Annotated in this window: 25 protein-coding genes and 1 tRNA gene; 18 read left to right on the forward strand and 8 right to left on the reverse strand. The window is 51.0% G+C overall.

Going from position 1 to position 25,357, the window contains the following annotated elements; translation table 11 throughout:
* Positions 1 to 355: 355 nt before the first annotated feature.
* Positions 356 to 1,354: a dihydroxyacetone kinase subunit DhaK gene (gene dhaK, locus INP78_RS04155; protein ID WP_194740889.1), complete on the reverse strand. Its 999-nt coding sequence runs from the start codon at positions 1,352 to 1,354 to the stop codon at positions 356 to 358.
* Positions 1,355 to 1,420: 66 nt separating this feature from the next.
* Positions 1,421 to 2,065: a dihydroxyacetone kinase subunit DhaL gene (gene dhaL / locus INP78_RS04160; RefSeq protein WP_194740890.1), complete on the reverse strand. Its 645-nt coding sequence runs from the start codon at positions 2,063 to 2,065 to the stop codon at positions 1,421 to 1,423.
* Between the two features lie 121 nt (positions 2,066 to 2,186).
* On the opposite strand from dhaL, the gene INP78_RS04165 reads away from it, so the two are divergent.
* The 18 genes from INP78_RS04165 to INP78_RS04250 all read left to right on the forward strand — a co-directional run bounded on the left by INP78_RS04165 (position 2,187) and on the right by INP78_RS04250 (position 19,584).
* Positions 2,187 to 2,262: transfer RNA gene (locus INP78_RS04165), tRNA-Arg, on the forward strand.
* Between the two features lie 167 nt (positions 2,263 to 2,429).
* Positions 2,430 to 3,173 carry a 30S ribosomal protein S2 gene (gene rpsB, locus INP78_RS04170; RefSeq protein ID WP_194740891.1) on the forward strand — a complete coding sequence of 248 codons (744 nt, stop codon included), beginning with the start codon at positions 2,430 to 2,432 and terminating at the stop codon, positions 3,171 to 3,173.
* Between the two features lie 155 nt (positions 3,174 to 3,328).
* Positions 3,329 to 4,204: a translation elongation factor Ts gene (tsf, locus tag INP78_RS04175; RefSeq protein WP_194740892.1), complete on the forward strand. Its 876-nt coding sequence runs from the start codon at positions 3,329 to 3,331 to the stop codon at positions 4,202 to 4,204.
* A 135-nt stretch (positions 4,205 to 4,339) separates the two neighbouring features.
* On the forward strand, positions 4,340 to 5,056 hold the full coding sequence (pyrH, locus tag INP78_RS04180; protein WP_194740893.1) for a UMP kinase: 717 nt from the start codon (positions 4,340 to 4,342) through the stop codon (positions 5,054 to 5,056).
* A 27-nt stretch (positions 5,057 to 5,083) separates the two neighbouring features.
* A complete protein-coding gene (frr, locus tag INP78_RS04185) occupies positions 5,084 to 5,641 on the forward strand; it encodes a ribosome recycling factor (RefSeq protein WP_194740894.1) in 558 nt (185 codons plus the stop codon).
* A 26-nt stretch (positions 5,642 to 5,667) separates the two neighbouring features.
* The gene (gene uppS, locus INP78_RS04190; protein ID WP_194740895.1) at positions 5,668 to 6,432 is read left to right on the forward strand and encodes a polyprenyl diphosphate synthase; all 765 of its coding nucleotides are present in this window, start codon (positions 5,668 to 5,670) and stop codon (positions 6,430 to 6,432) included.
* A gap of 3 nt (positions 6,433 to 6,435) precedes the next feature.
* Positions 6,436 to 7,263 (forward strand): phosphatidate cytidylyltransferase, encoded by an 828-nt coding sequence (locus tag INP78_RS04195; protein WP_194740896.1) that lies wholly within the window; start codon positions 6,436 to 6,438, stop codon positions 7,261 to 7,263.
* Between the two features lie 9 nt (positions 7,264 to 7,272).
* On the forward strand, positions 7,273 to 8,481 hold the full coding sequence (ispC, locus tag INP78_RS04200) for a 1-deoxy-D-xylulose-5-phosphate reductoisomerase (protein WP_194740897.1): 1,209 nt from the start codon (positions 7,273 to 7,275) through the stop codon (positions 8,479 to 8,481).
* Complete coding sequence (rseP, locus tag INP78_RS04205; protein WP_194740898.1) at positions 8,478 to 9,839, forward strand: RIP metalloprotease RseP; 1,362 nt, start codon at positions 8,478 to 8,480, stop codon at positions 9,837 to 9,839. Before ispC ends, rseP begins: the two co-directional genes overlap by 4 nt.
* Before the next feature lie 62 nt (positions 9,840 to 9,901).
* Positions 9,902 to 12,172, forward strand: coding sequence for an outer membrane protein assembly factor BamA (bamA, locus tag INP78_RS04210; RefSeq protein WP_194740899.1), 2,271 nt, complete (start codon positions 9,902 to 9,904; stop codon positions 12,170 to 12,172).
* A 52-nt stretch (positions 12,173 to 12,224) separates the two neighbouring features.
* Positions 12,225 to 12,722, forward strand: a complete 498-nt coding sequence (locus INP78_RS04215; RefSeq protein WP_194740900.1) for an OmpH family outer membrane protein — start codon at positions 12,225 to 12,227, stop codon at positions 12,720 to 12,722.
* A gap of 45 nt (positions 12,723 to 12,767) precedes the next feature.
* Positions 12,768 to 13,826, forward strand: coding sequence for a UDP-3-O-(3-hydroxymyristoyl)glucosamine N-acyltransferase (gene lpxD, locus INP78_RS04220; protein ID WP_194740901.1), 1,059 nt, complete (start codon positions 12,768 to 12,770; stop codon positions 13,824 to 13,826).
* Between the two features lie 8 nt (positions 13,827 to 13,834).
* Positions 13,835 to 14,299: a 3-hydroxyacyl-ACP dehydratase FabZ gene (gene fabZ, locus INP78_RS04225; RefSeq protein WP_194740902.1), complete on the forward strand. Its 465-nt coding sequence runs from the start codon at positions 13,835 to 13,837 to the stop codon at positions 14,297 to 14,299.
* 42 nt (positions 14,300 to 14,341) lie between these two features.
* Positions 14,342 to 15,121 (forward strand): acyl-ACP--UDP-N-acetylglucosamine O-acyltransferase, encoded by a 780-nt coding sequence (gene lpxA, locus INP78_RS04230; protein ID WP_194740903.1) that lies wholly within the window; start codon positions 14,342 to 14,344, stop codon positions 15,119 to 15,121.
* A gap of 12 nt (positions 15,122 to 15,133) precedes the next feature.
* Complete coding sequence (gene lpxB, locus INP78_RS04235) at positions 15,134 to 16,297, forward strand: lipid-A-disaccharide synthase (protein ID WP_194740904.1); 1,164 nt, start codon at positions 15,134 to 15,136, stop codon at positions 16,295 to 16,297.
* A gap of 5 nt (positions 16,298 to 16,302) precedes the next feature.
* Positions 16,303 to 16,878 carry a ribonuclease HII gene (gene rnhB, locus INP78_RS04240; protein ID WP_194740905.1) on the forward strand — a complete coding sequence of 192 codons (576 nt, stop codon included), beginning with the start codon at positions 16,303 to 16,305 and terminating at the stop codon, positions 16,876 to 16,878.
* A gap of 241 nt (positions 16,879 to 17,119) precedes the next feature.
* Positions 17,120 to 17,338, forward strand: a complete 219-nt coding sequence (locus INP78_RS04245) for a DNA-binding response regulator (RefSeq protein WP_228522633.1) — start codon at positions 17,120 to 17,122, stop codon at positions 17,336 to 17,338.
* A gap of 137 nt (positions 17,339 to 17,475) precedes the next feature.
* The gene (locus INP78_RS04250; RefSeq protein WP_194740906.1) at positions 17,476 to 19,584 is read left to right on the forward strand and encodes a hypothetical protein; all 2,109 of its coding nucleotides are present in this window, start codon (positions 17,476 to 17,478) and stop codon (positions 19,582 to 19,584) included.
* 75 nt (positions 19,585 to 19,659) lie between these two features.
* Here INP78_RS04250 and fdxA read toward each other — a convergent pair whose 3' ends face one another.
* The 6 genes from fdxA to INP78_RS04280 form a co-directional block, all read right to left on the reverse strand.
* Entirely contained in the window at positions 19,660 to 19,983 is a 324-nt protein-coding gene (fdxA, locus tag INP78_RS04255) for a ferredoxin FdxA (protein ID WP_194740907.1), read from the reverse strand.
* An 86-nt stretch (positions 19,984 to 20,069) separates the two neighbouring features.
* Positions 20,070 to 21,344: a sulfate adenylyltransferase subunit CysN gene (cysN, locus tag INP78_RS04260; RefSeq protein ID WP_194740908.1), complete on the reverse strand. Its 1,275-nt coding sequence runs from the start codon at positions 21,342 to 21,344 to the stop codon at positions 20,070 to 20,072.
* A 1-nt stretch (position 21,345) separates the two neighbouring features.
* Entirely contained in the window at positions 21,346 to 22,275 is a 930-nt protein-coding gene (gene cysD / locus INP78_RS04265) for a sulfate adenylyltransferase subunit CysD (RefSeq protein WP_194740909.1), read from the reverse strand.
* Between the two features lie 22 nt (positions 22,276 to 22,297).
* Positions 22,298 to 23,056: a phosphoadenylyl-sulfate reductase gene (locus INP78_RS04270; protein ID WP_194740910.1), complete on the reverse strand. Its 759-nt coding sequence runs from the start codon at positions 23,054 to 23,056 to the stop codon at positions 22,298 to 22,300.
* The gene (locus tag INP78_RS04275; RefSeq protein WP_194740911.1) at positions 23,053 to 23,670 is read right to left on the reverse strand and encodes a DUF934 domain-containing protein; all 618 of its coding nucleotides are present in this window, start codon (positions 23,668 to 23,670) and stop codon (positions 23,053 to 23,055) included. The genes INP78_RS04270 and INP78_RS04275 overlap by 4 nt, the downstream gene beginning before the upstream one ends.
* On the reverse strand, positions 23,670 to 25,334 hold the full coding sequence (locus INP78_RS04280) for a nitrite/sulfite reductase (protein ID WP_194740912.1): 1,665 nt from the start codon (positions 25,332 to 25,334) through the stop codon (positions 23,670 to 23,672). Before INP78_RS04280 ends, INP78_RS04275 begins: the two co-directional genes overlap by 1 nt.
* Between the last annotated feature and the right edge of the window lie 23 nt (positions 25,335 to 25,357).

Here is a 25,357-nt window from a genome sequence, read left to right on the forward strand (position 1 = left end):
TATATTTCTAAAGGCAGTGAAAAACTTTCTCAATATGAATTCACGGAGAATGGCAGATGGTTATTGCAGACATACACGCTCAAATCTTGTATTTATGTTGTTTTGTTTTATATCAATCCGCCTGTGGCAAGGATTGTTTTGCAGCCCTGAGAATCAACATACTCCTGCGCTTGCGGTGATGCAATGCTTAAATGGAACTAATTGCATTGCGTATTGCAGATTGCAGCAATTATGCTGATTTTGTTGAAAACGGGTGGGCGCGCGCATGGTTGACAGCCCTTATGGTTGACAGCATCGGCCTGCGTATCAACATAGGGTATCCGGCAGGCCGAGAGGCAGGGAGGTGGTAAGAGGGTTAGCAGCCCCAGCGCAATCCAGCCGTATGCACCGGGCTATCCCAGTGTTGCTGGATATCCTGATCCAGCAGACACACCGTGAGCGAAGCGCCAGCCATGTCGATGGCTGTGATGTAATTACCCACCAGGCTGCGCGCAATATTGAAGCCTTTTTCTTTGAGCAGCTTGGCCGCGGTGTTGTAGATTAGGTATAGCTCCATGAGCGGTGTGGCGCCCAGGCCATTGACCAGCAACAAAATGTCGCCTTGGGTCGGTAATTGTTTGGCTTCGAAGTCATGCACAATAGCGTTGACCATGTCGGCGACAATTGCATCCGCCGCACGCATGGCTTCGCGGCGACGGCCTGGTTCGCCGTGAATGCCGACCCCCATTTCAAGCTCGCTGTCGCTGATATCAAACGTGGGTCGACCGACGGCAGGCACGGTGCAACTGGTAAGTGCTGCGCCTATGCTGGAGGTACGCAGGTTGATTTTCTCCCCCAGCGCCTTGCAGGCCGCGAGGTCTGCACCACTTTCTGCCAAACTACCAACACATTTTTCAATAATGACTGTCCCTGCCACGCCGCGGCGGCCGGTGGTGTAGGTGCTATTGACGACAGCGCAGTCATCCGAAGTGAGCACGGTGGCGTGTTCAAATGGCAGCATTTCGGCTGCCATTTCAAAGTTCATGACATCGCCAGCATAGTTTTTAACAATGAACAGTACGCCTTTATCGGCATGTACCGCTTCGGCGGCTGCCAGCATCTGGTCCGGCGTGGGAGAGGTGAACACCTGGCCTGGGCAAGCTGCATCCAGCATGCCTTTGCCCACATAGCCTGCGTGTAGCGGTTCGTGGCCAGCGCCGCCGCCAGAAATAATAGCCACCTTTTGTTGTGATTTGTGTTTACGGCTGACGAACGTGGGTTCGAATTGCACATCGACCAGATCGCTATGCGCCGAGGCAAAGCCAGTCAGGCTTTCAACCAGCATATGATCAACGTTGTTGACGAATTTTTTCATGGTGAGGCCCCTGTTCTTTGTAAAGGTGATGGTGACACGCCAGGGTGATACTGGCGTTGGCTTTATTTATTGAGGTGCTAACACGAGGTCACACACCGTATGGATCATCACCTGGCAGCTTTTGGCGCCAGCATCCAGGTGGCCGATCGCGCGCTCGCCCAAGCCTGAAGCGCGTCCTTTGGTCGCCAGCATATTACGGGTAGACTCCAGGCCGTCGCTGGCGATGGTTTTCAGTGCCGCAGCGATGTCTTTGCTGGATTGATCTTGTTCTGCCAGTTGCTTGAATGCGGTGGCAACCGGGATCAGCACGTCCAGCATGGTTTTTTCACCGGCTTGCGCTTTGCCGCGCTGCATGATCGCCTGCACCCCTGCTTCAAATGCAAGGGCAATTTGCAGTGTGCTAAAGGTGTCACTAGGGGCATCGTTCGCTTTGAGTGATTTGCTCATGCTCATGAAAAAACTGGCAAATAAAGGGCCCGAGGCGCCGCCAATCGTGCTGAGTAATTTCATGCCGACCTTGTTCAGTGCATCGGCGCTAGATAGGGTGCTGAGCTCATCTGCCAGGCCAGTAATTGCCTCACAGCCGCGCTTCATATTGATGTAATGATCGCCATCGCCGATCTCCCGATCCAGGCATTCAATATCGGCTTCATGAGCCAAAATAGCTTCACGGATGGCTGTGGCGTAGAGGTTGATGGCAGAACTGTGCATGGTGGGCGAGCTTATGAGACTAAAAACTGCATGTTACTCACAAGCCTTGTGCGTCGGCAAGCCTGTTTTTGTTGTTTTCAGGGTAGGCGTTTTGGTCGCTTGCGTTTAAAATAGCGCCGCGGTCCTCGTGGTGAAACAGGATATCACCAGCCCCTCCTAAGGGCTAGTTTCAGGTTCGAGTCCTGACGGGGACGCCAGCATTGCTGTGAATGCGGTTAAGTGCTTGAAAGTAATTGATTTAAGCGCTATAATTTTGGATTGACTTTTGTGTCAATTAACTTGCATGTAATCACATTGGGTGCCCTTTACAGGGTGTTTTTGATTGCATGTTAATGAATAACCCTTTGAATGGAAAGATAAAATCATGTCCGTGACTATGCGTCAAATGTTGGAGGCCGGTGTTCACTTTGGTCACCAAACTCGTTACTGGAACCCAAAAATGGCCGAGTTCATTTTTGGTGATCGTAACAAAATTCATATCGTAAACCTGGAAAAAACACTGCCACTGTTTGAAGAAGCACAAAAATACGTGCGCACTTTGGCAGCAAACAAGGGTCGTATTCTGTTCGTGGGCACCAAGCGTCAAGCCCGTGACATCGTTAAAGAAGAAGCGCAGCGCGCTGGTTGTGCTTACGTTAACCACCGCTGGTTGGGTGGTATGTTGACTAACTTCAAAACAGTGAAGCAGTCTATCAAGCGCCTGAACGACTTCGAAGCCATGATCGAAGATGGCAGCATCGACAAGTTCGGTAAAAAAGAAGCTTTGGGCATCAAGCGCGAAATCGAAAAGCTGGAGCGTTCTATCGGCGGTATCCAGGAAATGGGTGGCTTGCCAGATGCGATTTTCGTGATCGACGTTGGTCATGAAAGCGGCGCGATTACTGAAGCGCGCAAACTGGGTATCCCAGTGATTGGTATCGTGGATACTAACAACTCACCAGATGGCATCACTTACGTGATTCCTGGTAACGATGACTCCTCACGCGCAATTCGTTTGTATGCACGTGGCATGGCTGATGCGGTATTGGAAGGTCGCGCAAACGCGATTTCTGAAATCGTGAAGGCTGCTCAGGAAGAAGCTGCACCAGCTGAGGCTGTTGCCGAGTAATCACTCGTAGCTTAAAAAGGGGCGATGCGCCCCTTTTTCTATTGCATTTCATCATATGCCTGACACATGAATGGCATATCGTAAAAAGAATTTTTAAGATAAATCCGCAATGAGATGAATGCTCATGCAGGAATCCTAACAAAAGGAGCAAATAAATGGCTGAAATTACCGCAAGCATGGTGAAAGACTTACGTGAGCGCACCGATGCCCCAATGATGGACTGTAAAAAAGCGTTGACTGAAGCTGAAGGCGACATGACCCGCGCAGAAGAAATCCTGCGTGTACGTTTTGGTAATAAAGCCAGCAAAGCCGCTGGCCGTGTGGCTGCTGAAGGTACCGTTGGCATCAGCATTTCTGCTGATGGCAAACTGGGTACGCTGATTGAAGTCAACTCAGAAACTGACTTCTGTGCTAAGAACGAAGAATTCCTGAAGTTCGTTGGCGAGTTGGCGCAAGTGGTTAACGAAAGCAATCCAGCTGACATCGAAGCGGTTGCTAATGCACCTATGCGTGGTGAAACTGCTGAAGCAGTGCGTGCGCAACTGGTTGGTAAAATCGGTGAAAATATCACGCCACGTCGCTTTGTGCGCACTGAGGCTAAAGGCAAGTTGTACAGCTATGTACACGGTAGCAAAATTGGCGTGTTGGTTGACCTGGTTGGTGGTGACGAAGCGTTGGGTAAAGATATTGCCATGCATATTGCTGCGGCTAAACCAAAATCACTGGATGCCAGCGGTGTTGATGCAGCGTTGATCGAAGCCGAGCGTCGTGTTGCGATCGAAAAAGCTAAAGAAGCTGGTAAGCCAGATGCAATGCTTGAAAAAATTGCTGAAGGTACCGTACAGAAGTTCCTGAAAGAAGTGACTTTGCTGAGCCAGACTTTTGTGAAAGATGACAAGCTGAGTATTGAGCAGCTGCTGAAATCTAAAGGTGCTTCCGTGGCTTCATTCACTATGTACAACGTAGGTGAAGGCATTGAAAAAGCAGTGGTAGATTACGCTGCTGAAGTGGCTGCTGCTGCTAAAGTCTAATTGACTTTTTCACGCTGACTCCGAAAAAGTGGAATCTCAGGATTCCACTTTTTTTATGCCTGAAACGGCCGCAAGACGCCAAAGAAAGCGCGTTTTGTGATTAAATAAGCACATTTTGAGTTTGGGAAAATTATCATGGCACAACCTGCTTTCAAGCGCATATTACTCAAGTTGTCTGGTGAGGCGCTGATGGGCGATGATGCTTATGGCATTAACCGTGAAACAGTGACCGCTATTGTGGCGCAGGTAAAGGAAGTCGTCAGCATGGGGGTGCAAGTGGGCATCGTCATTGGTGGCGGCAATATCTTCCGTGGCGTGGCACCGGCTGCTGAGGGCATGGATCGTGCCACCGCTGACTACATGGGCATGCTGGCCACAGTGATGAATGCCATGGCCTTGCAAGATGCCATGAAACACGCCGGTGTGGCGGCGCGTGTGCAAAGTGCGTTGAATATTGAAGCCGTGGCTGAGCCTTATATCCGTGGTAAAGCGATTCGCTACCTGGAAGAGGGTAAAGTGGTGATTTTCGGTGCGGGTACCGGTAACCCGTTCTTCACCACCGATACGGCAGCAGCTTTGCGTGGCGTAGAAATCGATGCTGAAATCGTCTTGAAAGCCACCAAGGTGGATGGGATTTATACCGCGGATCCGAAAAAAGACCCGACGGCGACGCGCTATGATATGGTCTCTTATGATGAGGCGATCAACAAAAACTTGAAAGTCATGGACGCGACGGCGTTTACACTGTGCCGTGACCAGAAAATGCCGATTGCGGTATTCAGCATCTTTAAAGAGGGTGCATTGAAACGCGTGATCCTGGGCGAAAATGAAGGAACGCGTGTCATGGCTTAAGCCTGGCACCGACATTGGAGAATAACGATGGTTGAAGAAATTAAAAAATCTGCCGAGCAGAAAATGCATAAATCGCTGGAAGCGTTGAAAACCGATCTGGCAAAAATCCGTACAGGCCGTGCGCACACCGGTTTGCTGGACCATGTGATGGTTGAGTATTACGGTTCTATGGTGACCGTTAGCCAGGTGGCCAATATCAACCTGGGCGATGCGCGTACACTCAACGTACAGCCGTATGAAAAGAACATGATTGCCAAAGTGGAAAAGGCGATTCGTGACTGTGACCTGGGCCTGAACCCAGCCACCAATGGTGATTTGATCCGCGTGCCTATGCCGATGTTGACCGAAGAGCGTCGCCGCGATTTGACCAAAATCGTGCGTTCTGAAGGTGAGGGTGCCAAGGTGGCGATTCGTAACGTGCGCCGCGATGCAAACGATGCCTTGAAAAAACTCATTAAAGATAAGGCGATTTCTGAAGATGATGAGCGCCGTGCACAAGATGAAGTGCAAAAAATGACAGACAAAGCCGTGGCTGAAGTCGATAAGATTTTGCAGCAAAAAGAAGCAGATTTGATGGCGGTTTAACCGTTATCAGGGAATTAGGTATCGATTTGGGTTTATTTTCCAGTTCCACCAAGCAAGTGCCGCCTATCCAGGAGGTGCCGCAACATGTTGCGGTGATTATGGATGGCAATGGGCGTTGGGCAAAAAAACGTTTTTTACCCCGCGTGGCGGGTCATCAGCGTGGCCTGGAATCTGTGCGTGCGCTGGTGAAAGCCTGTGTGCGCCTGGACATTAAATACCTGACCCTGTTTGCTTTCAGTAGCGAAAACTGGCGCCGTCCGCCGGATGAAGTGACTTTTTTGATGGGCCTGTTTCTGGAAGCATTGGACAGGGAAGTCAGGAAGTTGCATGAAGCCAATGTGATTTTGAAGCTCATCGGCGACCGCAGTCCATTTAACCAGGCCTTGCAGCAAAAAATGCTGGAGGCTGAGCAGCAAACGGCGGCCAATACCGGTTTGACGCTGACCATTGCCGTCAACTACGGCGGCCGTTGGGATGTGGTGCATGCGGTGAACCAGTTGCTGGCAGACAAAGGCCATGTGGCTGAAATCAACGAAGCAGATCTGGCGCCTTATCTGTCCATGCCGTATGCGCCTGAGCCGGATTTGTTTATCCGTACCGGTGGCGAAACGCGCATCAGTAACTTCCTATTATGGCAGTTGGCTTATACTGAGCTTTATTTTACGCCTACCTTGTGGCCGGACTTTGACGACGCTGCTTTTGAAGCTGCCTTGGCTTCGTATCACCAACGCGAAAGACGCTTTGGTCGCACCAGTGAGCAACTGACTACCGATAGCGGTCCCTCTAAGTAAACTATGTTAAAAACCAGAATCATTACTGCAATTGTATTGCTGGGCTTATTTTTGCCAGCCCTGTTTTGGTTGCCACTGATGGGTTGGGCAGCGGTCATGCTGGTGCTGACACTGGTCTGTTTGCGTGAATGGGCTGGCTTCTTGCATCTGAGTGTGACACAGACGCGTGTTTACCTGGCGGTCTCTGCCGTCACTGGCGTAGGTTTGCTGTGTTTGTTGCAACAATTTGGGTTTCACTGGTTTTTTTATCGCGCGTTGCAAGTATTTGTCGCCGCTAGCCTGTTCTGGCTATGTGTGGTGCCTATCGCATTATTTTTTAATGACTTCTCCAAACGCAAATCACTGAACCTGGTATTAGGCTGGGGGTTGATGATGTCATTATGGATGGCATTAGTCACCGCCAAGGAAGTCAATCCTTATGTGTTGCTGGTGATTATTTCCACCATCTGGCTGGCAGACAGCGCTGCCTATTTTGCCGGTAAACAGTTTGGCCGCCACAAGCTGGCACCTGCCATCAGCCCAGGCAAAACCTGGGAGGGCGTTGCGGGCGCATTGCTGGCGGTGGCTGTGTATGCTGCCGCTTTGAAGCTCAGCGGTGCAGTGGCTACCTGGTGGGTATTGCCGGGGTTGTGGGTGGTGACCATTGCCGGTATTTATGGCGACTTATTTGAATCCTTTTTTAAACGCCGCGCCAACCTCAAAGATAGTGGCCAGTTCTTACCTGGTCATGGTGGTCTGCTAGACCGCGTCGATGGCGTGATTCCGGCCTTGCCGATTGGCATGTGTCTGCTGTTCTGGTTCCATTACTGGCAACAGACTTATTCGTTTTAAGAGGTTAATGTGCAATACGTCACCATACTCGGCAGCACCGGCACTATCGGTCAGCAGACACTGGATGTGATTTCGCAGCATCCTGGCCGCTATGGCGTATTTGCGCTGACGGCGCACAGCAATGTGGATGCCATGTTGCAGCAATGTATGCAGTATCAGCCGCGTTATGCCGTGATGCAGGATGCCGCGTCTGCGCAATTGTTGCAGCAACGTGTGCAAGCTGAGCAGCTCAAGGTTGAGGTGTTGGCTGGTGTTGATGGGTTAACCGAAGTAGCCGCACATGCAGAAGTCAGCATTGTGATGGCTGCCATTGTTGGTGCGGCAGGTTTGTTGCCAGCGCTGGCAGCGGCAAAAGCAGGCAAAAAGATTTTACTGGCCAATAAAGAAACCCTGGTGATGGCCGGTCAATTGTTTATGGATGCGGTCAAGCAGGGGCAAGCAACCTTGTTACCGATTGATAGCGAGCATAATGCCATTTTTCAGGTGATGCCAAGGCAAGCCTATAGCGACTTGCGTGATGTCGGCGTTAACCAGATTATCCTCACCGCGTCTGGCGGCCCATTTCGACGTTATACCCAGGCACAATTGCAGGAAGTGACGCCCGCGTTGGCGCTCAAGCATCCTAATTGGGTGATGGGTGCCAAAATTACCATTGATTCGTCTACGCTCATGAATAAAGGGCTGGAAGTCATAGAGGCACGCTGGCTGTTTGATGCACGCCCGGAACAAATAGAAGTCGTGGTGCATCCGCAAAGTGTGATTCACTCCATGGTGTCTTATGTCGATGGCAGTATTCTGGCGCAATTGGGCAACCCTGATATGCGCACGCCGATCGCCTATGGCCTGGCGTATCCTGAGCGCATTGCTTCTGGGGTGAAACCACTGAGTCTGATTGAAGTGGCCAAACTGGAGTTTGAAGCGCCTGATACCCAGCGTTTCCCATGCTTGAGATTAGCCTATGACGCATTGGCCGCAGGTGGTACGGCATCCGCTATCCTCAATGCGGCGAATGAAGTCGCGGTGGCAGCCTTTTTACGCGAGCAGATCCAATATCTGGACATTCCACGTTTACTGGAAATGACCTTGCAGCAATTGCCTGCTGAGCCAGTGCAGTCTATTGAGCAGTTGCTGGCAATAGATACAGAGGCCAGGGCGTTTGTGGCGCAAGCGATTGCCAATATGTCAACCGCGCCGGTACGCAAGGCCGTCAGCGTATGACCTCAGTCTGGGCGTTTATTGTCGCCATCGGCGTCTTGGTCACCATTCATGAATTTGGCCATTACCTGGCTGCGCGTAGCTGTGGCGTGCGTGTGCTCAAGTTTTCTATTGGCTTTGGCAAGCCTATCTTCAAGTATCAAGCGCATGCACAAGCCACCGAATGGGTATTGTCGTGGATTCCATTGGGTGGCTACGTCAAAATGCTGGATAGTCGCGAGACGGATGTGGGACATGCGCCCGGCACTGACTGGTCACAGGCGTTTGATCAGCAGTCTATCGCCGCGAAAATGTGGATTGTATTCGCTGGGCCGTTGGCTAACCTGTTGCTGGCATTTGTATGCTATTGGGGCTTGATTGCGCAGGGTGAAATTGGACTTAAGCCCTATATCGGGCCAGTAGAGCAGGGCTCGTTGGCGGCCGCCGCTAAATTACGCCAAGGCGATCTGATCGTGTCATTGGATGCTAAACCTGTCGCCACCTGGCAAGAGGCACAATGGCAATTGCTGGAAAGCTGGATGGTGCACAAGCCGGTAGCAGTCGTCACCAGAACGCCGCAAGGCGAGGTGCATCAACAGGTATTGCCGCTGAACCAATTGGCTGGCGAGCCAGATGGTGAAGTCATGCAGAAAACCGGCCTGGCTGTATTGATGCCTGTGGTCCCCGCGGTGATTGGTGACGTGATGTCAGACTCTGTGGCAGAGCAGAGTGGTTTGCAAACCGGCGATCGTATCGTCAAGGTTAACCAAAAGCCTGTGACGGATTGGCAGCAGTTTGTCAAACTGGTGCGCGCCAGCCCGGCCCAGCCGTTGAAAATTGAATATCAGCGCGGAGATCGCCTGGTGCAGGTCAAATTGCTGCCCGAGGCCATACAGCAAGGCGGGCAAAAAATCGGTCGCCTGGGTGCCGCCGTCAATATGGACGCCGTGGATTTAACGCCTTATCAGGTGGTGCGCCAGTACACTGCCTCGCAAGCGGCGCTACGCGCGCTGGATAAAATGCAGGAAACCATCGCATTTACCTTAAAAATGCTAGGCAAAATGATTACTGGCCAGGCATCGCTCAAAGCCATCAGCGGGCCGGTCAGCATCGCTGATGCCGCGGGTGAATCGGCCGGGATGGGGCTTAAGCCTTACATCGGTTTTATTGCTTTGCTGAGTATCAGTATTGCCGTCATGAATCTGCTACCGATTCCAGTATTGGATGGCGGTCATTTGTTGTATCATATGGCGGAATTGATACGAGGAGAACCATTACCTGACAAGGTGTTGGCGATTGGGCAGCGTCTGGGTTTAGGTATTTTAGGGGCATTGATGGTGATTGCATTTTTTAATGACATCAATCGCTACCTGATAGGTTGAAAGCATAGTTAATGAGAATAAAGTCCAGTTCCAAATTGTGGTTATGTTTATTGGCGGGGGTCATGCACCTGAACGCTTATGCCGCAGAACCTTTTGTGATTACCGATATTCGTGTCGAAGGCCTGCAGCGTACCGAACCGGGAACCGTGTTTAATTACCTGCCGATGCAGGTAGGTGATGTGATGAGCGATGAAAAAGCGGCCCAGGCGATTAAATCCCTGTATGCGACTGGCTTTTTCAAAGACGTCCGTATTGAAAATGAAGGCGATGTACTGGTGGTGACCGTGCAGGAGCGTCCTTCTGTCACGCAGATTGACTTTAGCGGCAATAAATCCTTCCAGACAGACAAAATCAAGGATGGCCTGAAACAAATCGGTATTGCAGAAGGCCAGATTTTCGATAAATCCCAACTCGATAGAGCCGAGCAGGAAATCAAGCGCCAATACCTGTCACAAGGTAAATACAGCGCGGAAGTCAAAGCCACGGCTAGCCCGCTGGAACGTAACCGCGTGGCGATCCGTTTCGAAATTACCGAAGGCCCGGCTGCCAAGATCCGTGACATCAATATTGTCGGTAACCATTTATTCAAGACCGAAGATCTGCGCGCCAACTTTTTGCTGACGACGCCTAACTGGATGAGCTGGTGGAATAAGGATGACCAGTATTCCAAGCAAAAGCTGACTGCTGACCTTGAAGCGCTACGTTCGTTTTATATGAACCAGGGCTATCTGGAGTTTTCGATCGATTCAACACAGGTCTCGATTTCACCAGACAAGCGTGATGTGTACATCACGATTAACCTGACCGAAGGTGAAAAATACAATATCAGCAAGACCAAACTGGCAGGCGACATGCTGTTGCCGGAAGAGGACTTGCGCAAGCTGATCAATATCCAGGATGGTGAAGTATTTAGCCGCCAGAAGGTGACGGATGCCAGCAAAAACATGAATGACAAACTGGGTGAAGAGGGCTATGCGTTTGCTAACGTCAATGCTGTGCCTGAAATCAACAAGCTGGAGCATACAGTTGCCTTTACATTCTTTGTTGACCCGGGCCGTAAGGTGTATGTGCGACGGATTAACGTACAAGGTAACACCCGTACGCGTGATGCTGTGGTTCGCCGTGAAATGCGTCAACTGGAGTCTGCCTGGTATGCGGGCGACAAAATCAAGCGCTCCAAAGAGCGTATCCAGCGTTTGAACTTTTTTGATACGGTTGAACTGGAAACGCCTTCGGTACCAGGGATCAACGACCAGGTCGACATGAACGTCACCGTGGCAGAAAAGGCCACGGGTAGCGTACAGTTTGGTGCCGGTTTATCCAGTAGTGATGGCGTAGTGCTTGGCTTTAACATTAACCAGCCTAACTTTTTAGGTACCGGTAACCGTGTCGCATTGCAAGTGAATACCAGCAGCTACAACACCGTGTATTCCTTGTCTTATACTGACCCGTATTACACGCCAGATGGTATCAGCCGTGGCTTTGATATTTATCGCCGAGATGTGGATACCAGCCGCAGAAACTCCAGTACCTTAAACGTGGGTACTTATAACAGCCAGTCTTACGGTGTGGGTGTGCGTTTTGGTATGCCGATGTCCGAGATGGACTTTATCAGTGCGGGCTTAACACTGGACTTTACCGATGTTGAGCTGTCTGCCAGCAGCCCGATCCAATACCTGAACTTCTGCGGTAATAACAATGGTTGTAGCAGTAACTCCATCGTGTTTAACGCAGGCTGGACGTATGACTCGCGTGACAATATCCTGTTCCCGCGCCGCGGTGTATTGCAGCGTCTGTCAGGCGATGTGTCTATTCCGGGGTTGGATTTACAATATTATAAAGTCAGCTACCAACATAGCTGGTACAAAGACTTGGGTAAAGACTTTACCCTGATGCTCAACGGCGAAGCCGGTTATGCTGACAGTTATGGTGGCAAGAACTACCCATTCTTCAAGAACTTCTATGCCGGTGGTGTCAACAGCGTACGTGGTTTCCTGAACTCCTCTTTGGGTCCGCGCCAAATCAATCCAAGCACAGGCTCTGACTTTGCGGTGGGTGGTACCAAGCGCTTTGTAGGTAACGTTGAGTTGTTTATGCCGGTACCATTCGTGTCGCAGTCTAACCAGTTCAGGTTGAGTGCGTTTGTCGATGGTGGTGGTGTGTATGGTAAGGATGATTCGATCAACTCTGAATACTTGAGATTCTCCACCGGTGTGGGCGTGACATGGGTGTCACCATTCGGCCCATTGAAGCTGGTGCTGGCCAAGCCGTTGAACGATAAGAGTGGTGATGATACGCAAATGTTGCAATTCCAGTTTGGACAGCAGTTCTAATGTGTGAGCTGTATCAGGTTGCAATAGCGCAGGTACGGAAGGGAGTCATGGCATGAGAAGTATTCTGGTAGGGTTGCTCGGCCTCTTGCTGTGTTGTAGCCAGGTGATGGCTGCTGATTTCAAGGTTGGCTATGTGCAAGTGGACAAGCTATTGCAGGAAGCCCCGCAGACGGCTGAAACCGGTAAGAAGCTGGAGAAAGAGTTTAGCCCGCGTTCACTGGAGCTGGATAAGCTACAAAAGCAGATTCGTGACCTGGAATCACAACTGGATCATGACCGGGCCAATATTGTGGAAGCGGACCGCCGCCAAAAAGAGCGTCAGTTAAATAACCTGCGTCTTGAGTTTCAAAGCAAGCAGCGTGAGTTGCGTGAAGATATCAACCTGCGCAAGAACGAAGAGCTGGCATTGTTGCAGGAACGTATTAACAAGGCTGTGCAAACCGTTTCCGAGAGCGAGGGCTATGACCTGGTCGCCTACAGCGGCGTGGCATATGCCAGCAAACGTATCGATATTACGGATAAAGTCCTTAAATTGCTGGGTAAGAAATAACCAGCGACCACCGTTCTCAAGTTATTCTCAAGGGTAGTACTTCATATGGCGCAACACTTCACATTACAAGAGATTGTTGCGTCTCTGGGTGGGCAGCTAGACATTGGCACACAGGCCGGTGCAGCAGCGCTCAAGGTGGCTCGCATGGCATCGCTGGCGCAAGCGCAACCTGATGCCATTGCCTTTTTTAATGACACCAAATACACACAGTCATTGCAGGCCACGCAAGCCGCGGCAGTGATCCTGCGGCCAGAGCACCGTCATTTGTCAGCGTTGCCCTGTATCCTGACGGATAATCCGTATGCTTATTTTGCCAAGCTGTCGGCGTTGATGAATCCACCCAAGCAGTATGTGAATCATGTGCATGCCAGTGCTGCAATTGGTTTTGATACACATTTGCCTGCAGAGTTGACGGTAGATGCCATGGTGAGCATCGGTGATCGAGTGAAGTTGGGCCGTGACGTGCGCATAGGCGCGGGTTGCGTGATTGAAGATGATGTGACGATAGGCGCACATACCGTGTTAGAGCCACGTGTTGTGGTCAAGCATGGTACGGTCATCGGTAGCCATTGCCATTTGTTTTCTGGTTGCGTGATTGGAAATGATGGTTTTGGCTATGCAGAAGAACAAGGCCAATGGGTTAAAATACCGCAAATTGGCCGCGTGGTGATTGGCGATCATGTCGATATCGGTGCCAATACGACGGTAGATCGCGGTGCACTGGATGATACCGTAATCGCGGACGGCGTGAAGTTGGACAATTTGATACAGGTCGCCCATAATGTTCGTATTGGCGCGCATACGGTGATTGCGGGCTGCGTTGGTATTGCGGGTAGCGCCGTGATCGGCGCGCATTGCAAGATTGGTGGGGCGGCCATGATACTGGGTCACTTGCACATCGTTGATGGTGTCACCATCTCACCAGGCTCCATGATTATGCGCTCCATCCAACAAGCGGGTACTTATACGGCGGTGATGCCATTTCAGAAGCACGAAGACTGGCTACGGACGGCCGCAAACATCCGTCATTTGGAACAACATAACCTCAAGCTCAAGCGGCTTGAGCAAGCAATAAGCAACATACAAAAACATTTGGAAGATTGAGAGATTTTATGGCTGAAAACACAATGAATAGCATGGATATTCATGAGATTTTGGAACACTTGCCGCACCGCTATCCATTTGTGCTGGTTGACCGTGTATTGTCCATGGAGTTGGGTAAAGAGATTACTGCCGTGAAAAACGTCTCAGTCAATGAGCCTTATTTTCCTGGCCACTTCCCATACCATCCAGTGATGCCTGGTGTACTGATTGTTGAAGCCATGGCGCAAGCAGCGGCTTTGCTGTCTTTTAAAACCATGGGTACCAAGCCGACCAATGACTCGGTGTATTACTTTGCCGGCATTGATAACGTACGCTTTAAAAAGCCGGTCTCGCCTGGTGACCAGATTATTCTGCACGTGAAGATTGACCGCATCCTCAAAGGGATCTGGAAGTACATTGCCGTGGCCAAAGTGGGCGACGAAGTGGTGGCAGAAGCCAATATGATGTGTATCCTCAAAGCCATTGAAAAATAACCATAGATGCGCCTGCCTTAAAGGCTGGCTGTACAAGTAAACATGCAAAGCCTGATTCATCCTACCGCACTCATTGACCCTAAAGCTGAGCTGGATAGCTCGGTAGAAGTAGGGCCCTATACCACCATTGGTGCGGGTGTCCGCATTGATGCAGGCACCAAGATTGCCGGACATGTGGTGATCGAAGGGCCAACCACCATAGGCAAGCATAACGAAATCTTCCAGTTTTCTTCCTTGGGCGCCAAGCCGCAAGACAAGAAATTCAAAGATGAGCCAACGCTGCTGGAAATCGGTGATCACAATACCATCCGTGAGTTCTGTACCTTTAACCGGGGCACCGTGCAGGATAAAGGCACCACCAAAATCGGCAACCATAACTGGATCATGGCTTATGTGCATATCGCGCATGATTGCATCGTTGGTAACCACACCATTATGGCCAACAACTCGTCGCTGGCCGGACATGTGACTATTTACGATCACGCGATTCTGGGCGGCTTTACGCTCATTCACCAGTTCTGCCAGATCGGCGAACATATTATTACTGCCGTGGGGTCTGTCGTATTCAAAGACATTCCGCCTTATGTCACCGCGGCTGGTTATGATGCAGCGCCGCATGGCATTAATTCAGAAGGCCTCAAACGCCGTGGGTTTAGTGCCGAGACTATCCAGCAGATCAAGCGCGCTTATAAGGTGTTGTACCGCCAGGGCTTGTCCTTGGAAGAGGCTAAAACGGCCTTGGCTGACATGGAAAAATCCTGCCCAGAAATTGGCTTGATGACCCGTTTTCTTGCGCAAACAACGCGCGGCATTGTACGTTAATTCAAAGAGACTATGGCTAAGATTGCAATGGTGGCGGGAGAGGCCTCCGGAGACTTGCTGGGCTATCATCTCATTCAGGAACTGAAGTCGTTACAGCCTGAGGTCGAGATTTTCGGCATCGCGGGCCCCAAAATGATGAGTTTGGGGGCTAAGTCCTTATTTCCAATAGAACGCCTGTCTGTGCGCGGTTACCTTGAGGTGCTGCGTCACTTGTGGGGGTTATTGAAACTGCGCAAGCAGCTGTATAAACATATCCTCAAAGAAAAGCCTGATGTCTTTATTGGCATAGATGCACCTGACTTTAACTTCTGGTTAGAGCGCAAGCTCAAAGCCAAAGGCATTGCGACCATTCATTATGTGAGCCCTTCGATCTGGGCCTGGCGGCAAAAGCGCATCCACAAAATCAAACGCGCCGTCTCCCATATGCTGGCGCTGTTTCCGTTTGAGCCGGCGTTGTATCAGCAGGTTGGCGTGCCTGTCACTTATATCGGCCATCCTCTGGCGGATGCCTTGCCCATGGAGCCCGATGTTGGTCTGGCCAGGGAAAAACTCAAATTGAAGAAAAACCAGGTGGTGATTGCCATGCTACCCGGCAGTCGCCAGTCTGAGGTCGCGTTCCACGCGGATTTATTGTTGGAAACCGCGATCGTCTTCGATCGCCTGATGCGCGAGAATGGTCAAAGCGTGCAGTTTCTGGTGCCATTGGTCACGCGCGAAACACGCGATATTTTTACCAGTGCCTGGCATCAGTTGCTCACGCAAAAGCCTGATACCGCCATAGACCTGCAAATCATGTTTGGTCATGCGCACGACGCCATGACGGCCGCCGATGCAGTGCTGGTGGCCTCTGGCACCGCGACGCTGGAAGCTGCCTTGCTGAAAAAACCTATGGTAATTACTTACAAGATGTCCAACATGAGCTGGCAGTTGCTGAAACGCATGCGCTTGCAGCCTTATGTTGGCCTGCCGAATATTCTGGCCGGTGAGTTTATTGTGCCGGAGTTATTGCAAAAAGAAGCGACACCAGAGCGTGTGGCACAAACGCTATACAATCTGTTGGCGGATAAAACCGGCCTGGCAAGCTTGCAGGAGAAATATCGCCACATTCATGCGCAGCTCAAGCAAAATAGCGCGCAAAAAGCCGCCGCAGTGGTTAAGCAGTTTTTACATGTCTGATCTATATGCAACAATTATGTGGCATTGATGAAGCGGGCAGGGGGCCATTGGCAGGGGCGGTCTATGCTGCTGCCGTGATCCTGAATCCGGCGCGACCGATTGCTGGTTTGGCCGATTCCAAAAAACTATCAGAAGCCAAACGCGATGCGCTGGCGATTGAAATCAAGGCGCATGCGCTGGCCTGGGGCATTGCCAGCGTCAGTGCGCAGGAAATCGACGAAATCAACATTCTGCAAGCCAGCCTGCTGGCCATGCAGCGCGCTTACCAGGCCATGGTGGATCAGTTTGGCGTGCATGCAACACTGATTCAGGTCGACGGCAATCGGACTCCTAAATTTGAATTACCTTGTGAGGCGATTGTAAAAGGTGACAGTAAAGTCGCTGAAATTTCTGCTGCTTCTATTCTTGCTAAAACTGCCAGGGATGCTTCATTGCTGGTGCTGGATGCGCAGTATCCACAATATGGTTTCGCGCAGCATAAAGGCTATCCAACGGCGTTACATCTGGAGCGTTTGGCACAATTTGGCATCACGCCTGAGCATAGACGCAGTTATGGGCCAGTGAAAAAGCTATTAGGCTAACGGGCTTGATGCCCGAGAAATTCCCTGCTCTTATCAATGCGCTTGTCAGGCGCATTTCCAACTCCTCTCTTTTCTGCTTGTCATCCCACTTTCGTGATGATCGTGATGGTTACCAGGTTACTCACATGCACTCATTTAAACTTTAAATGTTAATTAAAGTTAACAATATTGTGTTATTGTATTTATTTACATCCTATTTTTAGTGCAGATATGTAAGCTTTAAGCTGATTGAGAGAGCCTGATGATGCATAACAATCCATTGACCCCGGCGCTATCTGATTTAATGAAAGCCTGCCAGAAATTTAAAACCACAGAGTCCAAAGTGTTGGCCGCCCATTTAAACAAATCACCGGCGACGGTGCGCACCGAGTTTCAGCGCGCGATGGCGCTGATGAATGTAAATTCACGCTATGCAGCATTAAAAACGGCTGAGGAAAATGGTTGGCTGGAAGTGTCGTAAAAACGGTATTAAATAGCATTAATTGCATCTATTTTCTTATAAAATGTATGCAATTGCAGTATGGCTATCTTTCGTCAAGTTGCGTAACTTGAATGCCTCAAACGGATTCAATCACAACATGACTGAGGATAAGTGCCATGCAAAAACAAACTTTTAAACGGCAAAACATCTCTGCTGAGTTAAGCAAGTTACGGAGCAATTTTCAAACCCTGATTGCAGGGAATGCAAATTACTTTGGACACTTATCAGGCGCCACTTTGCCCAAGGCAGTACAAAAAATTCAAGGTAATACTCACTATGAGAGCCTGGGTTGCCTGGGATTGCAGCCGCAATTTAATTTGCTCAAAGCCGTGGTCTATATTAACCAGGACAGTGGTTATGCTGGCAGTTTGTGTTCAGCGGGCTCGCAAGAATATGTGCGGTTTTATTTATCCTTTGACGATGGGGTAAGCTGGGTCGATCAGGGGCTGACCAGTTTAAATGTCCACGACGTGAAACATGACGGCCGCTTGGAATATGCGGTAGAGATGCCGGTGGATATCAAGCGCTACTCCTGCAAAAAACCGAATCAACTTTTAGCGCGCGCGATCTTGTCCTGGGGCGTGGCGCCGCCAGCCAATACGCCTCATTATATTCCTGTTTGGGGGAATGCGGTCAGCGCCCATATTCTGGCACAACCAGCGCAACACCTGCTACTTAAAGACTTGATTGATATTTCAATTTTGAAAGAGGTGAGCGCGCTGGTGGACCTGGATTTGAAGGTGCCTACCACCGTTTTGCCAGTGAATTATGTGGCCCTCGAAAAAAGTTATAGCGAGGCACAACTGGCACCCCACCGTTTGGCTTACCCGTTAGTGCATGCCTTGATGGCGCAGCCTGCCAAACTCAGTGCATTGCAAGCACAGGGAGCACATGCGTTTGGCCCGCTGAAATTTGATTGGCCTAAAGTCATAGACAGTATCGCCAATACAGATGGCAATATTGATTTTGAAGAGCTCAATTGTATTGGTTTGCAACCAAAAGCTACGCTGGACCATTTGGTTGGCGTGTTGAAGATCAAGAAGTCACAGGGGTATGCGGGTGGCCTATGTACAAAAGGCAGTCAGGAGTATGTGCGTTTTTATCTGGACTTTGGCGCAGGCTGGCAAGATATGGGGCTGACTTCGGTGCAGGTGCACGATATTGCTAGTATGCCCAAAGATGGCTTCAATTATGCGGTGTTTTTACCGGTTGATTTGAGCCAATATAAAAAGCCCTGCAAGCAGGGGCCTGTGTATGCAAAAATGCGCGCCATTCTCTCGTGGAGTTCACCGCCGCCAGCTAACACGCCCGATTATCAGCCGGTATGGGGCAATACTGAAAATACCACCGTGATGTTAACGCCGGGCATGGCTAATCAGGGCGGTAAGCCTGCACCTATCATTACCGCGGTTTGCGGGCAAAGTATTGCCGATATTCACCCGACGACAGGCACATTGACCAACGCTGCCTTCAGTGATGCGCCATTTGGCAATAGTCTTTGGATTAGCGGCCATATTGGCAATGCGCCAGATGCCAGCAGTGGCATAAGCAAGCTCAAATACCGTTTGAACTACAGCACGGACGGCATACACTTTAACCCTGTGACTAATCCTTTCAAACTGGCCTTAGAGCAGTTAAGTGGCGGTAGCTGGACGTTCCCGGCACCTGTCACGCAAACACCGCTGGCAGATGGTTATATTGAATATCAGGAAGACTTGATCGCGCCGGTACAAACATTTGTCAATCTGGATATTCTGGGTGTCTTGCACACGGTAGGCGATAGCAGCCCTTATCGCTGGTTGCAGGTGGAGGTTGTTGATGCTTTAAACCCAGCAATTTCTTATGTATCTAATACAATTAAAGTGCGGGTGGATAACACGGCGCCAACAGCAAGCATCACTATGGATCAAGGCCCTTGTTCTGATATTAAGGTAGGGGATGCGATTACGGGTAGCTATAGCGCGTCAGATGATTTCCTGGGTGGCGTCTCTATTGCTATTCTTGGTAATCCAGGAGGCGTACTCAGCAAAACCCCAGCGGTCAGCACCTCTAGCAATGAGTCGGGCACCTGGCGTTTAGAAACAACAGGCATGACCAAGTGTGGTTATGTGGTGCAATTGACCTGTTCTGATCGTGCATTAATAGGCTATGCCAGTGGCACCGCCTATTACACGGGTGGTGGACATCAGTTTCAGCCTGCGGCCATCGGTTTCTGTTTGAGGTAGCGGTGGATGGTCGGCATGTAAATGTAAAAAGCCGCTCATTGAGCGGCTTTTTACGTTCGGCTAGGGGCAGACTGATTATTCAATCAATTGTGCGGTTTTGCCTGCTTTGCCGTTCATGGCATCTGCATCTGGCAGCGGCTCTTTACGTGCGGTGATGGTTGGCCAAACGGTCGATAAGCGCGCGTTGAGGGCGATAAAGTGTTGTTGATCAGCCGGCACATCATCTTCAGAGAAAATGGCTTCTGCCGGGCACTCAGCAACGCACAGTGTGCAGTCAATACACTCATCCGGGTTGATTGCCAGGAAGTTAGGGCCTTCAACAAAGCAATCTACCGGGCATACATCGACGCAGTCGGTATATTTGCACTGAATACAATTCTCGGTTACTACATAAGTCATGTTTTAAATCCTTTGCAGGCTATGTCAGCCAAAACGATATTTTATTGCAATTTAGACAAATTGACGATGTATTGCTTTGTTTCTGATCAAACAATCATGCCAGCGCCAACAGTGTTGTTGCTGCTTTCGTCAATGACAATAAAGGCACCGGTGGCGCGGTTCTTGTCGTAGCTGTCGACCATCAGTGGTTGCGCCAGTTTGAAGCTGACACGCGCGATGTCATTCATCTTGAGGTCGGCTGTGGCTTGTTGCTCCAGCGTATTCACATCCACTTTGTATTGAATGCTGCCAATTTTGGCTTTGGATTCACGCGTGGTGTGACGCACGATGTAAGTACGGGCAGGGGAGAGCGGTGTCTCCGACAACCAGCACACATGTGCCTCAATTTGTTTGACTGCTTCAGGTGCTTCACTGGTTTTAACGATCATGTCGCCACGTGAGGTGTCGATTTCATCTTCCAGCAACAGCGTAATGCTTTGTTCGGTTTGCGCAGTTTGCAGTTGCTCGTTGCCCACTTGGATGGCTTTGACCTTAGACTGGTAGCCATTTGGCAACACGGTCACCGCATCACCGACAGCGATTGAGCCAGATTCCACACGGCCCATAAAGCCACGGAAGTCGTGCAGCTCTGGGTTGGCAGAGTCGTGCGGGCGGCAGACAAACTGCACCGGGAAGCGGAACGCTTCTGCTTGTTCACTGTGGGCTGCTGGCGCTGCTTCAAGGATGTCCAGCAAGGTTTCGCCCTGGTACCAGTCCATATTGTCCAGACGGTCTACCAGCATGTCACCGTTGAGGGCTGACATTGGGATAAACTTGATGTCACGTGCCTGTGCCAGACCAATTTCAGTCGCAAAAGCAATGTAGTCAGCTTTGATCTTTTCATAAGTGGCTTGGTCATAGTCCACCAGGTCCATCTTGTTCACAGCCACGACGATATGCGGAATACCCACCAGGTGCGCCAGGTAGCTGTGACGGCGTGTTTGCGTCAGCACGCCTTTGCGCGCATCAATCAAAATGATCGCCAGGTTGGCAGTGGATGCCGCAGTGACCATGTTGCGTGTGTACTGCTCATGGCCAGGGGCGTCAGCAATGATGTATTTACGGGTGCCGGTGCTGAAGTAGCGGTAGGCGACGTCAATCGTAATGCCTTGTTCGCGCTCGGCTTGCAGGCCGTCTGTCAGCAATGACAGGTCAACCGCTTCCATGCCGCGCTTTTGCGAGGTGCGTGCAATATTGTTCAGCGTATCGGCCAAAATGGTTTTGGTGTCGTACAGCAAGCGGCCAATCAAGGTACTTTTGCCATCATCCACGCTGCCGCAGGTCATAAAGCGCAGCAAAGAGTCGTTATGTTGTGTCGTCATATTAGAAATAACCTTCTTTCTTGCGCTGCTCCATGGAAGCATCGGACGTTTGATCGTCCAGGCGAGTCGCGCCGCGCTCGGTAATGGTGGTGGTGGCCGTTTCTACCACAATCTTGCTCACATCATCGGCATCGGAAATCACCGGGGCGGTACAAGTCACATCGCCTACAGTACGGAAGCGTACCTGCATATTGATGATTTCTTCCCCTGCTTTTGGCTGGTTAATCAGCTCGCCGGAGGCCAAAGGCACATTCACCGGAAAGATAGCACCGTGACGCATGACGATGTCACGCTGGTGGGCAAAGTAAATGCTAGGCAGTTCGAGTTTTTCGCGCTCGATATACTGCCAAACGTCCATTTCAGTCCAGTTGGATATCGGGAAGGCACGAATGTTTTCGCCTTTGTGCACACGGGCGTTATACAGGTTCCACAGCTCAGGACGCTGGTTTTTCGGGTCCCACTGGCCAAATTCATCACGGAAACTCATGATGCGCTCTTTGGCACGGGCTTTTTCTTCGTCACGGCGCGCACCGCCGATGCAGCAATCAAAGCCAAACTCTTCAATGGCTTCAAGCAAAGTCACGGACTGGTGCTTGTTGCGTGGTTCATCTGGTGTTTTCAATACCACGGTGCCGCGCTTCATGGAGTCTTCTACCGAGCGCACAATCAGGCGCTCGCCGAGCTCAGCCGCACGCTGGTCACGGAAGTTAATCACTTCCTGATAGTTGTGGCCGGTATCGATATGCATGAGCGGGAAGGGGAAGCGGCCAGGGCGGAATGCTTTTTCTGCCAGGCGCAAAATGCACAGGGAATCTTTCCCGCCCGAAAACAGCAATACCGGGTTGGCGCATTGGCCTGCCACTTCACGCAGAATATGGATGGCTTCAGCTTCCAGCCAGTCCAAATGACTTAAAGGTTGTTTTGTAGACATGATTATTTCAATCGTTACGAATTTATTTTTTGACGTGCAAGCCGCACTCTTTGCTGTCAGGGTTTTCCCACCACCAACGGCCAGCGCGGATATCTTCCCCCATCGCGACTGAGCGCGTACAAGGGGCGCAGCCAATGCTAGGGTAGAACTGGTCGTGCAGGCCGTTGTAAGGCACTTCAAACAGGCGGATGTAGGCCCAGACTTCTTTCTCTGTCCAGTCACTCAGCGGGTTGAATTTTTCCAGTTGGTTGCCTGCGTCGTATTCGCGGGTTGGCAAATGGCTACGCGTCGCGGCTTGCTCGGCACGCATGCCGGTAATCCAGGCTTGCTTGCCAGCCAGCGCGCGTTGCAATGGCTCCACTTTACGCATATGGCAGCAGGCTTTACGCAGGTCTATGCTCTCGTAGAAGGCATTGATGCCTTGTGTACGCACATAACTTTCTACTGCCTCGTGTTTAGGGAAAAACACCAGCGGTTTAATGACGTAGGTTTGCTCAACATCAGCCATCAGCGTGTAGGTTTCCGCAGGCAGGCGACCAGTATCCAGCGAGAAAATCTCGATCGCCAGTTTTTCTTTGGCAATGAGGTCAGTCAGCACCATATCCTCTGCGCCATAACTGTTGGCGAAGGTGATGGCCGGGAACTCAGCCGCAGCGACTTGCAGCAAGGCCAGCACTTGCGCACGTTTGGCGTGTACGCTGGCAACCAGAGCGTCTGTCAGTTCTGGACGCGTGGCCGGGTTGCTGGCCGCTGGTTTGAGCATGCTGACGCCGAAACTCATGCGCGGTTCACTCTGCGCCACACAGGCACGTCTGCCACGCCACCCTGGTAAGGCTGGCTGAAATCATTCAGGCTGGCCAGTGCGTCTTCAGCGGAGCGGTCGGCACGGATTAAAAAGCTATTGAAACCAGCGCGCTTGTGGAAGAACAATTGGTCACGTAATACGTCACCAATCGCACGCAATTCATTTTTAAAGCCGAAGCGTGTGCGCAACCAGTTGCCCAGGGTGAAGATACGGCCATCGGCAAAACGCTCTACAAACACCGCAATCAGTGGCAGTGTGTTGAGGTCAGTAAACTCTGCCTGCAAGGCTTCGGCGGTTTCGTTGGTGGCCAGGACGATGCCCAGTTCACCAGCCGCCAGGCGTGATTGCAGCTCAGCTTTACGTGCTTGCCAGATGGTCAGCGGGACCAGAATCTTGCCTGTGGCAGGGATCTCGGTATTGGCAATTTGTTCTGCCGTATAGGTTTGTTCGCCTGTGAGTTTGAACAGGACGACTTTACCAGCCTGTTTACGCACAGACTCTTCACCGGCAGCCGGTGGGACCACGCGGATCCACGCATCTGCGACAATGCTAGCTTGGCCATTGGCGGCCAATTGAATCAGTTGGCTCATTATGCAGTTTCCTTTTCAGCGTAAACGTGGGCTTTGAACGGCGCGACGCCTAAACGACGCACGGTATCAATAAAGCGCTCTTCGTCTTGGCGCTCACGCACGTAGACTTCGATCAGGCGCTGGACCACGCCCGGCATTTCTTCTGCCGAGAATGAGGGGCCAATCACAGCACCGATGCTGGCGTCATTGCCTTGTTTACCACCAACGGTGACCTGATACCATTCGGAACCATCTTTATCCACGCCCAAAATGCCGATATGACCGACGTGGTGGTGACCGCAAGCATTCATGCAGCCGGAGATGTTGAGTTCAAGGTCACCAATCTCATACAGGTAATCCAGGTTGTCGAATTGCATTTGAATCGCTTCGGCAATCGGGATGGACTTGGCGTTAGCCAGGCTGCAGAAATCGCCGCCCGGGCAGCAGATAATGTCAGTCAGCAAGCCAATGTTCGGTGTTGCCAAACCAGCCTCGCGGGCTTTTTCCCATACGGCAAACAGGTCAGAAACTTGTACATCTGCCAGAATCAGGTTTTGCTCATGTGAAGAACGCAACTCGCCAAAACTGTAAGCATCGGCCAGGTCTGCCACCACGTGCATTTGCTCGCTGGTGATGTCACCAGGCGCTTTGCCGTGTGGCTTGAGTGACAGCGTCACGGCACGGTAGCCAGGCACGCGGTGCGGTTGTACGCAACGTTTGACCCAAGCGGCAAAGGCCGGGTTGCTGGCCACGGCAGCGTCAAAAGACGCATCATGCGCAGGCAGGGTTTTGTATGGCATAGGCTCAAAGTACTTGGCCACGCGATCCAGTTCGTTTTGTGTGATGGTCAATGGGCCATCTTTCAAATGCGCCCATTCTTCTTCTACCTGGCGTTTGAATTCTTCAATGCCCAGGGCTTTCACCAGAATCTTGATACGCGCTTTGTAAGCGTTGTCGCGACGACCGTGGATGTTATAGACACGGATCACGGCTTCGCAGTAAGACAATACATGTTGCCATTCCAGGTGTTCGCGAATCACGGTACCCAAGATAGGCGTACGGCCCAGGCCGCCACCGACCCAGACTTTAATCGCCATCTGGCCTTGTACATCCTTGTAGAACTCGAGGCCGATATCGTGCGCTTGCACAATGGCGCGGTCTTTTTCTGTACCTGACACGGCGATTTTGAATTTACGTGGCAGCAGGGCGAACTCAGGGTGGAAGGTGCTCCACTGGCGCATGATTTCTGCAATCGCACGTGGGTCTATGATTTCGTCTGGTGCAATACCGGCAAACTGGTCAGTCGTAATGTTACGAATGCAGTTGCCTGAAGTTTGAATGGCGTGCATTTCAACCGTTGCCAGTTCGGCCAGAATCTCTGGGGTGTCTTCCAGTTTGGGCCAGTTCAATTGCAGGTTCTGGCGCGTACTGAAGTGACCGTAGCCACGGTCATATTTTTGGGCAATATCGCCGAGCTTGCGCAATTGTTTGCTGGATATCAGGCCGTAAGGCACAGCGATACGCAACATGGGCGCATGGCGTTGAATATACAGGCCGTTTTGCAAACGCAGTGGGCGGTATTCTTCATCAGTTAACTCGCCTGCGAGGTAGCGGCGGGTTTGGTCGCGGTATTGGGCGACACGTTCATTGACAATCTGTTGGTCTATAGGGTCGTATTTATACATGCTTGAGTCACTTTGTTCGCAAA

Origin of the sequence: Methylophilus sp. 14 (assembly GCF_015354345.1) — a bacterium.
Taxonomy (GTDB): Bacteria; Pseudomonadota; Gammaproteobacteria; order Burkholderiales; family Methylophilaceae; genus Methylophilus.

Bases quoted from the DNA above. Each gene is read 5' to 3' on its own strand.
- dhaK (WP_194740889.1), bottom strand. From the start codon at position 1,354: ATGAAAAAATTCGTCAACAACGTTGATCATATGCTGGTTGAAAGCCTG.
- dhaL (WP_194740890.1), bottom strand. From the start codon at position 2,065: ATGCACAGTTCTGCCATCAACCTCTACGCCACAGCCATCCGTGAAGCT.
- rpsB (WP_194740891.1), top strand. From the start codon at position 2,430: ATGTCCGTGACTATGCGTCAAATGTTGGAGGCCGGTGTTCACTTTGGT.
- tsf (WP_194740892.1), top strand. From the start codon at position 3,329: ATGGCTGAAATTACCGCAAGCATGGTGAAAGACTTACGTGAGCGCACC.
- pyrH (WP_194740893.1), top strand. From the start codon at position 4,340: ATGGCACAACCTGCTTTCAAGCGCATATTACTCAAGTTGTCTGGTGAG.
- frr (WP_194740894.1), top strand. From the start codon at position 5,084: ATGGTTGAAGAAATTAAAAAATCTGCCGAGCAGAAAATGCATAAATCG.
- INP78_RS04195 (WP_194740896.1), top strand. From the start codon at position 6,436: ATGTTAAAAACCAGAATCATTACTGCAATTGTATTGCTGGGCTTATTT.
- rseP (WP_194740898.1), top strand. From the start codon at position 8,478: ATGACCTCAGTCTGGGCGTTTATTGTCGCCATCGGCGTCTTGGTCACC.
- bamA (WP_194740899.1), top strand. From the start codon at position 9,902: ATGCACCTGAACGCTTATGCCGCAGAACCTTTTGTGATTACCGATATT.
- INP78_RS04215 (WP_194740900.1), top strand. From the start codon at position 12,225: ATGAGAAGTATTCTGGTAGGGTTGCTCGGCCTCTTGCTGTGTTGTAGC.
- lpxD (WP_194740901.1), top strand. From the start codon at position 12,768: ATGGCGCAACACTTCACATTACAAGAGATTGTTGCGTCTCTGGGTGGG.
- fabZ (WP_194740902.1), top strand. From the start codon at position 13,835: ATGGCTGAAAACACAATGAATAGCATGGATATTCATGAGATTTTGGAA.
- lpxA (WP_194740903.1), top strand. From the start codon at position 14,342: ATGCAAAGCCTGATTCATCCTACCGCACTCATTGACCCTAAAGCTGAG.
- lpxB (WP_194740904.1), top strand. From the start codon at position 15,134: ATGGCTAAGATTGCAATGGTGGCGGGAGAGGCCTCCGGAGACTTGCTG.
- rnhB (WP_194740905.1), top strand. From the start codon at position 16,303: ATGCAACAATTATGTGGCATTGATGAAGCGGGCAGGGGGCCATTGGCA.
- INP78_RS04245 (WP_228522633.1), top strand. From the start codon at position 17,120: ATGATGCATAACAATCCATTGACCCCGGCGCTATCTGATTTAATGAAA.
- INP78_RS04250 (WP_194740906.1), top strand. From the start codon at position 17,476: ATGCAAAAACAAACTTTTAAACGGCAAAACATCTCTGCTGAGTTAAGC.
- fdxA (WP_194740907.1), bottom strand. From the start codon at position 19,983: ATGACTTATGTAGTAACCGAGAATTGTATTCAGTGCAAATATACCGAC.
- cysN (WP_194740908.1), bottom strand. From the start codon at position 21,344: ATGACGACACAACATAACGACTCTTTGCTGCGCTTTATGACCTGCGGC.
- cysD (WP_194740909.1), bottom strand. From the start codon at position 22,275: ATGTCTACAAAACAACCTTTAAGTCATTTGGACTGGCTGGAAGCTGAA.
- INP78_RS04270 (WP_194740910.1), bottom strand. From the start codon at position 23,056: ATGAGTTTCGGCGTCAGCATGCTCAAACCAGCGGCCAGCAACCCGGCC.
- INP78_RS04275 (WP_194740911.1), bottom strand. From the start codon at position 23,670: ATGAGCCAACTGATTCAATTGGCCGCCAATGGCCAAGCTAGCATTGTC.
- INP78_RS04280 (WP_194740912.1), bottom strand. From the start codon at position 25,334: ATGTATAAATACGACCCTATAGACCAACAGATTGTCAATGAACGTGTC.